The sequence below is a fragment of the Rhodococcoides trifolii genome, assembly GCF_014635345.1.
GTDB classification, from domain to species: Bacteria; Actinomycetota; Actinomycetes; order Mycobacteriales; family Mycobacteriaceae; genus Rhodococcoides; species Rhodococcoides trifolii.
The window spans coordinates 1-13,589 of the sequence record NZ_BMCU01000009.1 but is presented as its reverse complement, the minus strand read 5'-3'; the positions used below and the strand labels follow the sequence as shown (position 1 = coordinate 13,589).

11 protein-coding genes and 1 pseudogene are annotated in these 13,589 nt (G+C 60.4%); 6 read left to right on the top strand and 6 right to left on the bottom strand.

Annotated elements, in window-relative coordinates; all coding sequences use genetic code 11:
- Positions 1-270: 270 nt before the first annotated feature.
- Complete coding sequence (locus IEW02_RS24380) at positions 271-831, top strand: acyltransferase (RefSeq protein ID WP_229746303.1); 561 nt, start codon at positions 271-273, stop codon at positions 829-831.
- On the opposite strand, the gene IEW02_RS24375 is transcribed toward IEW02_RS24380, so the two are convergent.
- From IEW02_RS24375 to IEW02_RS24360, 4 genes are read right to left on the bottom strand one after another with little or no spacing between them, the layout of a single operon-like run.
- Positions 825-1,964, bottom strand: coding sequence for a glycosyltransferase family 4 protein (locus IEW02_RS24375; RefSeq protein ID WP_188547950.1), 1,140 nt, complete (start codon positions 1,962-1,964; stop codon positions 825-827). The genes IEW02_RS24380 and IEW02_RS24375 overlap by 7 nt on opposite strands.
- Positions 1,961-2,668, bottom strand: coding sequence for an acyltransferase (locus tag IEW02_RS24370; RefSeq protein WP_188547948.1), 708 nt, complete (start codon positions 2,666-2,668; stop codon positions 1,961-1,963). The genes IEW02_RS24375 and IEW02_RS24370 overlap by 4 nt, the downstream gene beginning before the upstream one ends.
- Positions 2,665-3,567 (bottom strand): glycosyltransferase family 2 protein, encoded by a 903-nt coding sequence (locus tag IEW02_RS24365; RefSeq protein WP_188547946.1) that lies wholly within the window; start codon positions 3,565-3,567, stop codon positions 2,665-2,667. The genes IEW02_RS24370 and IEW02_RS24365 overlap by 4 nt, the downstream gene beginning before the upstream one ends.
- Complete coding sequence (locus IEW02_RS24360) at positions 3,564-4,907, bottom strand: hypothetical protein (RefSeq protein WP_188547944.1); 1,344 nt, start codon at positions 4,905-4,907, stop codon at positions 3,564-3,566. The genes IEW02_RS24365 and IEW02_RS24360 overlap by 4 nt, the downstream gene beginning before the upstream one ends.
- Before the next feature lie 300 nt (positions 4,908-5,207).
- Between IEW02_RS24360 and IEW02_RS24355 the strand changes: the two genes are divergently transcribed.
- Entirely contained in the window at positions 5,208-6,305 is a 1,098-nt protein-coding gene (locus IEW02_RS24355; RefSeq protein WP_188547942.1) for a glycosyltransferase, read from the top strand.
- 216 nt (positions 6,306-6,521) lie between these two features.
- Positions 6,522-7,679 carry a glycosyltransferase gene (locus IEW02_RS24350; protein WP_188547940.1) on the top strand — a complete coding sequence of 386 codons (1,158 nt, stop codon included), beginning with the start codon at positions 6,522-6,524 and terminating at the stop codon, positions 7,677-7,679.
- Between the two features lie 6 nt (positions 7,680-7,685).
- Here IEW02_RS24350 and IEW02_RS24345 read toward each other — a convergent pair whose 3' ends face one another.
- The gene (locus IEW02_RS24345; protein WP_188547938.1) at positions 7,686-9,863 is read right to left on the bottom strand and encodes an acyltransferase family protein; all 2,178 of its coding nucleotides are present in this window, start codon (positions 9,861-9,863) and stop codon (positions 7,686-7,688) included.
- A gap of 913 nt (positions 9,864-10,776) precedes the next feature.
- Here IEW02_RS24345 and IEW02_RS24340 point away from each other — a divergent pair.
- The 3 genes from IEW02_RS24340 to IEW02_RS24330 are packed head-to-tail and all read left to right on the top strand — an operon-like array spanning position 10,777 to position 13,249.
- Positions 10,777-11,559 (top strand): WecB/TagA/CpsF family glycosyltransferase, encoded by a 783-nt coding sequence (locus tag IEW02_RS24340; RefSeq protein ID WP_188547936.1) that lies wholly within the window; start codon positions 10,777-10,779, stop codon positions 11,557-11,559.
- Between the two features lie 23 nt (positions 11,560-11,582).
- A complete protein-coding gene (locus tag IEW02_RS24335; RefSeq protein ID WP_188547935.1) occupies positions 11,583-12,119 on the top strand; it encodes an acyltransferase in 537 nt (178 codons plus the stop codon).
- Positions 12,120-12,136: 17 nt separating this feature from the next.
- Entirely contained in the window at positions 12,137-13,249 is a 1,113-nt protein-coding gene (locus tag IEW02_RS24330) for a glycosyltransferase (RefSeq protein WP_188547933.1), read from the top strand.
- A gap of 190 nt (positions 13,250-13,439) precedes the next feature.
- Here the strand turns inward: IEW02_RS24330 and IEW02_RS25545 are convergent.
- Positions 13,440-13,589, bottom strand: a pseudogene (locus tag IEW02_RS25545) (glucose-1-phosphate thymidylyltransferase); the annotation flags it as partial.

Sequence of the window (13,589 nt, the reverse complement as noted above, 5' to 3'; positions counted from 1 at the left end):
AACAACGAGAAGAAGCTAACACGCACAGGTCGATGAAACGGTCGGGAATTCCACTATTTCGAGCCGATGCGCGGTCGGAGCACTCGGATATCGCACGAGATCGAGTAATTGTCCGGTTCCGCACGTCGAAGCTACCGTCCGGACATCGAACCGGACAGTTTCGAGACCGAACGCGAAACAGGTTAAGCGGTTCGTCGACGGTCGATGCGCAAACATATCTGCGAGCCGGAGACATCACGAAACCGGTTGTTGCTCCACTAAGCTCGGGTGATGCCACATCCAGCGCCCGTCAAGTTCCGAGTCAGCGAATTCCTGCGCGGCGCTGTGCTGTTCGCGGCCTTTCTCGTGGGCAGGGTTCCCGTGCATCAGTTCCGGTTGTTCTGTTATCGCCATGTGTTCCGAGTGGAGATCGGCAAGCACTCCACCGTTCATTGGCGAACTGTCTGGCAGGCACCGGAGAAGATCCGAATCGGACGCAACACGATCGTGGGGAACGACGCTCTTCTCGACGGTAGATCAGGTATCACCATCGGGGACAACGTCAATTTCGGTGGACACGTTCAGATCATCGCCGGTCATCACGACCATCAAAGCTCGGACTTCGGCAGCGTGCTGATTCCCATCACGATCGGCAACCGGGTCGTCATCGGCACGCGCGCCACGATCCTGACCGGTGTCACGATAGGCGAAGGCGCCATCATCGCAGCGGCCGCGCTGGTGAACAAGGACGTCCCGCCGTACTCGATCGTCGGTGGCGTGCCGGCAAAGGTGATCGGAGAACGCACCCGCGACCTCGACTACGAATTGCGTTATCACCTGCCGTTTCAGTGAAGAGTCGGTCGTCGTTCGAGGCGCAGCGACCTCACGATGTCTCGGCGGTAGCGCTCCACCGAGAACCGCGTACCTGCCGTCGATGCGGCAGCCTCCACTACATGCTCCGCTAAGCCCTCGTCGTTGTGCACCCTGGTCAACTGACGCGCCAGATCATCGGGGTCGCCAGCCCGAAACAGGAGGCCTGTTCTCCCGTCGTCGATGATTTCCAGCAGGCCCTGCACGTCGGCCGCAATTACCAGTCGGGACGCGAGCATCGCTTCGACGGCCACGTTGCCGAAGGGTTCTTGCCGCGACGGTACGATCGCAATGTTGGACTGCCGCAGCACAACTCCCGTGTCGGAGACGTACCCGAGGAAATCGACGAAGTCGCCGACGCCCGACTTCTCTGCCCGTTCACGCACGTCCTGCTCGTACCACTCGTAACCTGGAAAAACGTCTCCACACAGAGTGAGGCGCGCATCGACGCCCTGCTGCCGGACGAGCGCGAGCGCGTCGACCGCGAGGTCGGTTCCCTTACGAGGCGCTATCCGTCCCACCAGCACGATCCGGAGTTCCCCGTCGTACCGTGCCGGCTCGACCACCGCATCCCGCGATCGGACCCCGTTGTAGACGACGTCGATCTCTCGCGGTGCAAGCGGTCGCGTCTCGCATACCGATCGCCGCGACGCCTCGCTGTTGCACACGATTCGACTCGCCAGGCGCAGTGGAGCCGCGAGTCCCATACGGACCATTCGTCTGGGGTGATCGATCACCTCGTGGACATGACACACCGTGTACCGGCGCGACAGGCGCCCCGCCAGGATCCATGCCGGAATGGTGATCGTGTTGACGTACAACGCGATCGGGTCGATACGGGCGATAGCCGAGCGCATCCGCAACAGGGACCGTATCGAATCGACGAGGTACTTGGCGATGCCTACAGGAGTCATCACTGCTTTTCGCAGCACAGGAAAATGCATGACTTCGACCGTCGCACCGACGGCCTCGAGCCGGTCGACGAGTGGACCCGCCGAAGGCAACACGACCGTTGCTCGATACCCCTGTTCTATTACCGCACAGACACTTTCGAGAAGCTGAAGATCTGATCCGTACAGATCGGGCGACGGGTGGACGAACAGGACGGTCGTCACTGCTCGCGCTTCTTGATCAATCGCGCCGGAACACCGGCGTAGACGGAGCCCGCCTCGTACCTGCCCGCGGTGAGGACCGACCCGGCCGCGACGATGACATGATCCTCGACAACCACTCCGTCGAGCACGGTCGCCTTGGCACCGATCCAGCAGTCCGCGCCGATAGAGATGCCGACGTGCGTGACGCCTTGCGTCCGGATGGGCACGTCGATGCGCTCGCTCACGTGGTTCTCCGAATGCATGGAGACGTAATTCCCCACGATCGTGTCCGTACCGACGGTGATGCCTCCTGCCGCACCGTAGAAACAATCCGATCCGAGACCCACGTTGTCACCGGCGACGAACCCCTTCCCCAGAGTTGCTGCATTGCCAGTGCATTCGATGCGGGTGTACTTGCCGAGGCTCGTGTTCGAACCCAGGACCACGCCGTCTCGGCTCGTGGCGTCCACGAACGACCTCTCGGCAAAGGTCACCCCGGCTCCGAGACCGATCAGGCCGCGCGATTTGATGCGTGCGCCTCTTCCTACGAAGGGTGCGCCGCCGATGCGATGGAACCGGGCTATCCCCCGCAGCTTCATCACGACCCGCGACCCCACCATGTCCAGCAGGGCAGCCGGCGGCATGGCGTCATCGATCGCATAGGACTCGCCCTTGTACTTGCGCGCGACGCGCAGCACAGTACGTCTGATCGTGGACTCGATCATGGAGTCACCCGCTCGTCTCGATAACGAAGACCGTCGAAGATTCCTCGCAGGCTGCGAAACAACTTGCGTCGCTTACCTCTCTGCTCTCGGAGCGCAGAAGCCAACAGCCGCAAGGTGAAACGCCACCCATGCCCCAGGAGGACGTCGAGTCGTCGTCCGCCCGCTCCGCACAGAATCAACCGGTTCCGATTCATGAAGTAGTAGTAGTTCTCCGACTTGCCCCCGTGCTCACCGGACGCCCCGACCCGATGCCAGACGGTCACGGCCGAGACCACCGCGGCCGTGTACCCGAGGCCCGCAGCGCGCAGCACCAGGTCCGCATCCTCCCAATAGAGGAAGAACTCGTCGCGAAAACCGCCGAGATCCCGCCACGCCGACATGCTCACGCACAGAGCCGCGCCGGTCAGGAACGTCGCCGGTTGGGTGGCTGATGCCGGGGGTGTCAGAATATGTTCCGAAAGGCCCTGCGCTACATGGAGATTACCGCCCGCGAACCACACTTCCGACATGCCCGGCTCACCCGTCTCGATCACCGGTGAAGCCAGGTCGAAACCCCCTTCGCGCATGTTCGACACCAAGACCTTGGCCGAGTGCGGGGTCACCACGACGTCCGGGTTCACGATCCACAGGTAGTCGACGTCACCGACCCCGTCCGCGAGCCGGTTGATTCCACCCCCGAAGCCCAAGTTGACGTCGGAGAAGTGCGCCCGGAAGTCGACGCCGGGCACCCGTGTCATCGTGCGCAGCGTGTCGACCGCTGCCAGGTCCGTCGAACAGTTGTCCAAGACGTCTATCGACTGGACACCGGAGTCTGCGAGTGCCGTCACGCACGCCCGCAAGTCGTCGGTGGTGTTGTAGTTGACCACCACTGCGGCGATCGACGGCGGCGCAGTGCTCACGGGTGCATCGCTGCGTGATCGGCCTTGCGTCTCGCTCGTACGCCCATGTCGGTCGAGATGCAGAGCGCGACGGTGAGGCAGACCAACGGCAGATTCGAGGTCAACGGCCCGAACATGAGGTACCACGTGGATGCCACCATCAGGAACACCGTGATGGGCCGAGCAGTCTGCGAGGTCAGTTCGAAGACGGTGCTGCGCAGGATGTACAGCAGAATCACCACACCCACAATCAATCCGCAGATGCCGAAGCTCAGCCACAGGTCGGCGATGATGGAATGCAGCTCGTATCGTCCACCGAACATGTAGACGGTGACGTAGTCGCCTCCGCCGAGGAAACCTCCCGAATCGAGTCCGTCGCGGGCCACACTCAGATCGTGAGCGTCGGGTACCGCGCCGGGCCCTCGGCCCCACGGATCGTCTTTCATCAGATTGAAGGTGGCGAACCATTCCGGTCGAGCGCTGGCGATCAAACTTCCGGTTTCGTTGAGCTGACGAACGGTTCGAAGCCTGTTGTATTCGCCCAGCGCTCCGCTCAGCAACAGCGATGTGCCGATGGTGTACAGCGCGTACCCCACTCCGCCGCACACGAAGGTCAGGATGACGCGACGACCCACGCCTCGTCGACGCGAAGACGAGACGAAGAACTTACCGATGATCACCAGCAGAGGCGCAGCGATGGCAAACGCGGCAAAGCTTCTGGCACCGTTGGCCATACCGATTGCGCCGACCGCGAAGAACGCCAGCGGTGCATACCATTTGCTTCCGGCCAGGGCGCCGACCAAGAGAATCAGCGGCGTGGACAGGGTGTACTTGAAGTCTCCGAACGACAGCCCCGCGACGAGCACCGCATTGAGCAACAGGCCGATCGCGTAGACGACGAGGATGAGGGTGACGTCCACGTAACGCTTCACCCACACGATGAAGCCGATACACAGGATTTGCACCACGGTGAACTCGGTAACGAATCCGGCGGTGGCGATGCTGGTGACATCGACGTCGGACAGATGCAGAACGAGACCGTTCACGACCATCGCAGCAACGCCGACGTACACGAACGCAACGAACTTGCTGTTGCCCACCTCGCGGACGTACCTCGGCAGGAACATCACGGCCGGGAAGACTGCGCTCGTCAAACCGAACCCGAGCGGGAAACCGAACGCGATGAGGAAGATGGACAGCAACAGCAGTGGCTGACCAGGACGCGACGGGGCGTCTTTCGGCTCTTCGCGCGGCGCAGCGGGCCGCTGCAGCGCAGCGGCATGCCGGCCCGGGCGTCGGGTGATGGTGGCGGGAACAAGCTTCCATACCGACGTGGCCGGCCTCTCGCTGGTCGTCGTCATCGGCAAACCGGGAAAAAGGCGATTTCGGCGCTCATGTTCGCCTGCTCGACGCAGCCGCCCATGCATTTCTGTGCGCCGGTCATGTTATGTGTCTCCTTTTCGGTGAAAAACAAACCTACGGAATTCACGAAAGCCCCCGCGGTGACGACTGATACTAACCTTGAATTACTCGACATTCGTGGTCGAACCGGCACCCGATAAAGATGGTTTCATCGGCTCGAAACAATTCGATCTGCGTGGCGCACGTCCAGTAGGTTTGGATCGACCTGGACGGATTCGCTTCGACGGTTGGACAAAGTGATGAAACAGGCAGCACTGCTGTCGCTGACCGATCCCTACATCAAACGGGACGGCGGCACGCTACGGACTCGGGCAATGATCGGCGCACTGGAGAAGTGCGGATTCGACGTCGAGTGCGTGTATCCGACCGGTGACGCAAGCCGTCGGAACGAAGGCAGGCCGGCGATGGGCCGCCTGGCGTCGTCCCGACAAGCCGCAAGCGCGGCCAAACGGCACTTCCTCCCGCTCCCCACCGAGCTCGGGCAGCGATCGACCGCGTTGGGCACCGAAGTGCGACGGCTCGAACCATCACTGACGGTCACCAGCGTCCTGTCTCAGGCTCAGTTCGTCGATCCGCGGAATTCGGTGTTCTGGCTCGACTTCATGGACATCTGGAGCGAGTTCGGTCGTAGGGAAGCCGACCGTCGAACGGGGCTGAGCAAAATGGCCTCTCGAACACAGTCTCGATGGCTTCGAGCTCGGGAGAACAAGTACTGCAACGCAGCCCACGTCGTGACCGCGGCGGGGTGGTCGGACTGGAAGACACTGGTCGCACATGGCCACAGAGATGCAGTCTGGCTGCCAAATCCGATCGCCGACGACTCGTTCGAGACCGTTCCCCGCGCCAGCGGCGAACCCAACGTCGCCGGCCTCATCGGCAACTTCGAATACTGGCCCAACCGTGAGGCGTACCGAACTGTCATCGATTCCTGGCTACCTCGGCTTGTGGACTCGGGTTGGCGTGTGGTGGTGGCGGGCTCGGGTTCGGACGCCCTGGAACAGAGGCCGGGGGTTATCGCACTCGGTCACGTGGACAACCTGAACGATTACTACGGACAGATCGACGTCACGCTGGCTCCGATCGACCTCGGCGGGGGGATGAAGGTCAAGGTTCTGGAATCGTTCTCGCGGGGCGTCCCCGTAGTCGGTACGGCCTTCGCGTTCGACGGATTCCCCGAGGAAGTTCGCGCGCTCGGAATCACGGTAGATCTCGCCGAGCCCGACCTGACGGGATTGCAGGATCTCATCCGGGTCGACCCCACGTCTCCCGTGCTTCAGCAGTTCACCACGTCCGCGTTCAACGCAAAAGTCCACCGAATTTTGGCCGACGTCACCTGACCAGCAGCCCGGTAAATCCGATATTGCAGACCATTCACCCGTCGACAGCGCTCAATTCGGAACACGTATTTTCTTTCAGAAGACTGCGGGTGTCGGATGCCATACAACCCGGCAGTTTGATCCGAATCAGCTGCACTCTCGATTAACCTCGAGTGGTATCCGTTCCACCGTTTTGCTTCGAATCGATGCACGTCGGGTCCAGCCTAAGGAAAAGTAATGACACGGTCCGTGAGCATCATCGGCACTCGCGGCTACCCGAGTTACTACGGCGGCTTCGAAACCTTGGTACGCGTTCTGGCCCCCTACTTGGCCCAGCACGGTTGGGATGTCACTGTCTATGGACGGCCCGAGGGTGTGGCTTCCGAAGATCCGGCGATCGACTCGCGCGTCCGGTCGGTGATCACTCGTGGGGTCGAGACCAAATCGCTGAGCACGCTGTCCTATGGGCTCACGTCGTCGGTGCATTCGGCTATCGAGCGACCGGACGTCGCGCTCGTGATGAACGTGGCCAACGGATTCTGGCTTCCGCTACTGAAAGCACGAGGGGTTCCCACTCTGGTGAACGTCGACGGTATCGAGTGGGAGCGCGAGAAGTGGGGCCGCGCAGCGAAATCGGTATTCAAAGTCGGAGGATCGTTGACCGCCCGCTTCGCCACTGATCTGGTCTACGACTCGGTCGAACTCGGCAAGCGGTGGGAAGCGCGCTGCGGTCGTAGCGGAGTCTTCATCCCCTACGGCGGCGCAGTGCGTCAGCGCGGCGACGTCGTCGAAGGCTTGAGCCGTCGCACGTACGCGCTGATGGTCGCTCGGTTCGTTCCGGAGAACACGATCGACCAATTCCTCGATGCCGCACGCATTCTCAGCCGGAAATGGCAGGTGGTGATCGTCGGTTCCTCCGGGTATGGAGGTGAAATCGACGACCGCGTGGCACAACTCGAACGCGAGTGCCCGAAGGTCACCTGGTTCGGCCACGTGAGCAACGACGACATGCTGTTCTCGCTGTGGGAGAACGCCGGGGCGTACTTCCATGGTCACAGCGTCGGCGGTACCAACCCCGCCCTCGTACAGGCGATGGCGTGCGGCGCACCGGTCGTTGCACGGGACACCGTGTACAACCGTGAGGTCCTCGGCGACCACGCTGTTTTCGTTCAACCCAACGCCCCCGCCATCGCCGACGCGATCGAAGAGTTGATGACCGACGCGGAACGGCAGGAGATGCTGAGCGGCGGCGCCGCAGACCGCGCGCAGGACATCTACACCTGGGACCGTGTCTGCGCCGCATACGACACCGCGCTCTCGCAGTACGTCGACAAAGTTGTTCCAGCTGCACCTTTGCACTGCGCCCGCAACGGTCGCAGCCTCAATTCTGCGTGAGTGCCGTCATCCCAGGATGGCCCGCTCGAGGTAGGGGGCGAGAAGACGCGAGTACGTCGCGGTCAGGTGCTGTTCGTCCCACCTGATCGGTGCGCCGGCTGCGAAGATCGGGCAGACGCCGGCGTCGCAGAACCAACTGCTGGTGTCGACGAAGGTCGCCCCGGACGACGCGGCCGCCGCTTTCTCGGCGAGGACCTTGAGCTGCCAGTCCTTTGGAATGTCCATGACGCAGTCCGACGGGGCCGACACACGGGTGATGCATCCCGTCGGGGACGGACCGGGTGGGTTCGGAGCAAGGAACACCACGCGCGCACCGCTCGGCGCAATCTCGGCAAGCGCTCGTTCGTTGCCCGCTTGCCATTCGGCCTGAGCCTGCTCGTCCTTGTTACCGCTCGCGAGGCTCTGGAACGCGATGACGGTACCCGACACGATGACCAGCGACGGCTTGGTCTCGTTGATCTGCCGGTAGATCCGAGCTCGGCCCTCGTTACACCGCGCCGAATTCTCGGGATTGTCCGGCAGAGCAATGTCCACGTCCGCGAACGGGCATCCCGAACCACCGACGCCGTGCAGGCGATAGCCTCTGGGCTCCAACGAAGCCCGTAGACCCGGCATCCAGCTGATGGATATCGAATCGGCCACCACCATGGCCGTGTTCGGTGCGTCTGCGGGGCCGTAGACGCATTGGTTGGGGTCACTGAAATCGACCGGGTTGAGGCAGCCTGCGGCGGGATCCATCTCGGGCGCCCGGTCGGCGGTGATGTTCTCGAACGACGGGTTCAAGGGCGGGTACGTCTTGGACTTCAGCGCATCCGCCACCGCTGCAGCCAGCGGGTCCTTCTGGTTGGCCGTGGGCGCAGCCAGTGTGGCGACGGGCGCGGTCGAGTCGACCTTCGGGTTCAACGCCACAATGGCAAGGCACACGAACAACACCGAGACTGCCGCCAGAACGACGAACTGCGTGTCGCGCCCCGGTAGGAACGTGCCGCGATGAAACCGCGGGCGCCGCAACCGGAACATGCGACGCCGACGCCGGCGCCGTCCTTCACGCGGCCTATGTTCTGCCGGAGTAAGAAAAGTCGACTGCAGAACAGCCTGTTCGACGAAGTGGTAGCTCGCTACCGACAGGACGGCCATGAGCACTATTGCCACAACGTAGAACTCGACCCCTCGCGCCATCACCGCGTCCATCAGCACGATGACCGGCCAGTGCCACAGGTACAGGGAGAAGGAAATGGATCCGATGTAGACGACGGGGGTGAGTGTGAGCGGCCACGACGCGGCAACGGACCCGCTCCCCACACCCGACGCCAGCAGCAGCGCAGCCGCAACCACCGGAGCTGCGCCGACAGGAGCGGGGAACGCCATGTCGGATGAAATCATCACCGCCGAGACGACGATGCCGGCCAGTCCGAGAACGGCCAGCGCGTTGCGCACCGTGGTTCCCATCCGCAGCAACAGCGGCGCAGCAGCCGCGACAACCGCTCCGACGGCTAGCTCCCACGCTCGCGAGAACGTCGAGAAGTACGCGTTGGTCGGCGACGAATGTGTTTGGAACACTGCCCACGCGAACGAGACGACGATGACCGCGGTTCCAAGGCCGAAGATCAACGCATTCAAGCTCATTCGTGAGCGCAGCTTGGCCAGAACGAGAAGGGTCACAGCGATGACGAGTGGCCACACCACGTAGAACTGTTCCTCGACGGCGAGGGACCAGTAGTGCTGCAGCGGGCTCGGCGGCTGGGACGATTCGAAGTAGTTGGTGCCGACCGCCGCGAGATGCCAATTGACCAGGAAGGCCAGTGACCACCACGTGTCGGTCAGCACCCCCTGAGCACGATCCGTGAGGAGAAGCAGATACGACGCCGTGGCGGTAATGGCGAGCACCAGCAGCGACGCCGGCAGGATCCGGCGCGCGCGCCGACGGTAGAAGTTGGCGATCGACACCGACCCGGTGCCACTCCCCTCCTTGAGCAGCAGTCCCGTGATCAGGAACCCGGAGATCACGAAGAAGACGTCGACGCCGATGAACCCGCCTGCCGGCCATTGCCACAAATGGTCGAGTACGACGAGGATGACCGCAACGGCGCGCAAACCCTGAATGTCGGGGCGAAACCTGCCGTTTCGGGCACGGTTGTTCGCCTTCGCATGCACTCGGCGCTGATCTTCGAGAACATCGAGCATGTGGTTTACCCCATACGGCTAGGCGCTGTTGTGTGGAGCATAGCGATCCACAGGCCGGTTCAAGAGAACTACAAGCTCCGAATGTCCCTGCGGTAGAACAAGAACCCGCTTTGGGTCGATAAACACGCAGCCGCTTCAGGAATGAATCGCTCGGCTTGCCTCGACATCAATCAATACGTCAGATTTGGGCGATTGGCCCGAAGCAGGTCTTCTGCCTGCCGGTGTCCTGCTGTGCGGATCTTATAAATCCTGGTATGCGTCGTGCCGGTGCCGCGTCGGCACACGACCGAACCATCGTTTCGCCGCTGAACGGCGAGCCCATTGGCGCGGGGCAGAAGTAGTCACTTCAGAAAATGGCCTTAATGGATAGAAATCTTATAAATCAACATCCCCCGACAGATTAAGGCGCCTGATCCAGTGACTTCCTCGGCGATCGCCCTCTTCAACCCCGCCCCATCTCGCGGGGTCCGACGGAATTCCTGCCTGGCTTAAGGGCTATCACCTGAGAACTTGATTTGTTGCTATTCCAGTCGCGCTACAGACCATCTACGGAAGTGCACTGTTCTAAACTAGACGGACATGGTTGTCATGCGATACCTAGGTACCCGAGGTAGCGTAACTCGACTTCGGAAGCCCAGTTGGCCAAACGGTAATTGCGTTGTCTCGCCTCAGCGTGCGGGACTTGCGCGATTGTGGTAAAGCCCCCCGTGACAACTTATGAATCTGACAGTGCAGCAAGCCGCAAATCCGACCCAGGACCAAAACTGACCGCGGTTCCGGAAGTTGAGGTGGCACCGATCGGTTCGAAAGCCTACTATCACCCATGCTGGCTGCGGGATCACCTTGGGTCAACTGTGCTATATCTGCGACACGGTCTTTGCTCATTAGCATAGTCGAGTAACGAGGAGTCGGGATGCAATATGGTGTCGGAACAGATCGGCACGCGCGGATAACGGTAGGAACAGTTCCGTTTGAAGTGACGACATTGGGTTCGGCTGTCGGCACCGTGGTCAATCTGTCCGTGAACCAGGAGGCCGTCCCAGTACGGCTCGCCAACGCGTACTGCGTCGCGCACGCATCCAAGAGTGAGGAGTACAACCGGCTCCTTCGTGGACGCGGTATCAACTTCCCAGATGGATCTCCGGTCGTTTGGGCGATGCGGCTACGCCGGACCGCAACGACCCGCCCAGGTCGCGTCCGAGGGCCGTCGCTCTTCCTGAAGGTTCTAGATAAAGGTCGGGTGAAAGAAGTCAGTCACTTTTTTCTGGGGACAACCGATGAAACTTTGACGCGGCTGGTAGAGCAAGTCAAGATTCTGTACCCCGGTATCCAGGTCGCCGGGACTCTTGCTCCGAACTTCGGACCCTTGGATCAAGACTTCTACGTAGACTCCGCTACTGCCATTGACGCCGCCAACCCGGATCTAGTTTGGGTTGCGCTTGGGTCTCCCAAGCAGGATTTCGCCGCCGCACGGCTAGCCGAGCTGTCGTCAAGACCTTGTGTCGGCATTGGAGCCGCGTTCGATTTTGTCGCGGGGACAGCCAAGGAAGCGCCCAAATGGATGCAGAACGGCGGGCTTGAGTGGCTTTATCGGCTTGGCTCTGAACCGAAACGTCTTTGGAGACGATACGTGTTCGGAAACATCCGCTTTTTGATTGCTGTTCTGTCAAATGCGATGAGAAGAACGAAATCGTGATTAGCCCGATTAAGATAGCGCTTATGAGACGGCTTTCGATTCGCGCTAACGTTAAATTTAATCGAACTCTTCACGTCGGACCAGGTTCGATCGTATGGGCGCCGAGTCATCTGGCGATAGGAAACAATGTTTATATTGGTAAACATGTCACTGTTCAGGTAGACGGCGAGATTGGCGACGAAACGTTGATCGCCAACGGTGCGGGAATCGTAGGCAAGCGTGATCACGACTACCAAGAGGTCGGCATACCGGTCCGTTCCGCCAGTTGGGTTGGGGATAATCCGAGCCTCTCCCGTAAGACTATTGTTGGGTCCGACGTGTGGATCGGGTTCAATTCCGTTGTCTATTCAGGCGTGACAGTCGGAAATTCGGCGATAATCGCGGCTGGTTCTGTCGTGACAAAGGACGTACCGGAAAACGAGATTGTTGCAGGGGTTCCTGCCCGCCGAGTTAAGTATCGCTTCACTGAAGACGAGTTTCGGGCACATTGGGCAGCACTCGCTCGTAGGGGGATAAGACGCTTGGCGGTACCCGACGTTTTAAGGTTTGGGGACGCATGAGGGGTTCCCGCGCTTCAGTGGCCATCATTCACCCTTGGCTGCCTCAATACCGAGTTCCGTTCTTTGACCTGCTAGGCCAAGTACTTCGTGACCGAGATGTCGATCTGAAGGTTTTTGTTGGAGACACGCCACCGGAGTGGAAAGCTCGGAACGATTCCTCGACTAGTCAACACGCCAAACTCTTACCTACACGATTCATCAAGGTTGGAGATCGTGTGCTGACCTACAAGTCGCTCGCGACACTCCGCCAAAGTAAGCCTTACGACTTGCTCGTACTTGAACAAGCAATTCGCAACCTGGAAACCTACCAATTGATCGCACCTCCGCGTCTCTTTACCCGCATCGCGTACTGGGGGCACGGGAGGACTTACACAGCAGCGCCACACAAGATCGAAGAGGCAATAAAAATGCGGATGACGCTTTCCGCAGATTGGTTCTTTGGTTACACCGACCAAGGTGTCGAACACGTAGTGAACCAGGGTTTTCCGCGACAGAGAACTACTACGGTACAGAATTCAATTGACACAAAGCGAATGCAGTCGGACCTTGACTCTGTCACTGAACCTGAGTTGAAGGAATTTAAACTACAACACGATCTGACGTCAGCGACCGCACTTTATATCGGTGGCGTGGATGAGTCGAAAAGAATTGACTTCTTACTGGAGTCTGGGCGGAGAATCTTCGATCAAAACCCTAACTTTCGACTGATAATCGCAGGGTCGGGTAGCGATAGCCACAAGGTGGCAGCACGTGCGAAAATAGACACGTGGATCAAACCTGTTGGACCAGTGTTTGGCCTACAGAAGGCACTTGCGTTCAGGTCCAGCAAGGTGCTAATGATACCGGGGCGAGTCGGGTTGGTTGCTGTAGACAGCTTGACAGCTGGGCTGCCTATTATTACGACGGATTGGCCTTTTCATGCTCCAGAGTTCGAGTACCTGGAGAAGGATTCCACCTGCGTCGTAAGCCCCGACGATATGGCTCTGTATTCAGTCATCGTCGCTCAGACGATGGCGAACAGTCGCGCTCTCAACGAAATGGCCGACAAATGTCGAATCGAAGCGCGGAAATACACCGTTGAGGCGATGGTTACTCGTTTTGCTGATGGCATCCACTCAGCCCTTTCGTAACGTTCGCGAGTCGCGGGATTCTGGAGGAAACACGACGTGAAGTGCGCGAAATTCTTTGAGCAGCATTTTGGTTGTTAGACAAGGCTCAGCAAGATTCGAGGAATGCGGTCACTTGGAAACGATCACTCAAGACCGGCCGAGTGGAGGGCCCTGCAGCACTCACGGAAGCGAGTGACGGCGGCTTCAGACGTCAGTTCCCGTAGGGGAACCCAGCTTGGTCGAGCAGACCCAGCAGGTAGTACCCGTACCCGGACTTCACGAGCCGCTCCCCGGCTCCGCGCAACGCCTCGTCGTCGATGAACCCCACCCGCCACGCCGCCTCTTCCGGGCACCCCACCTT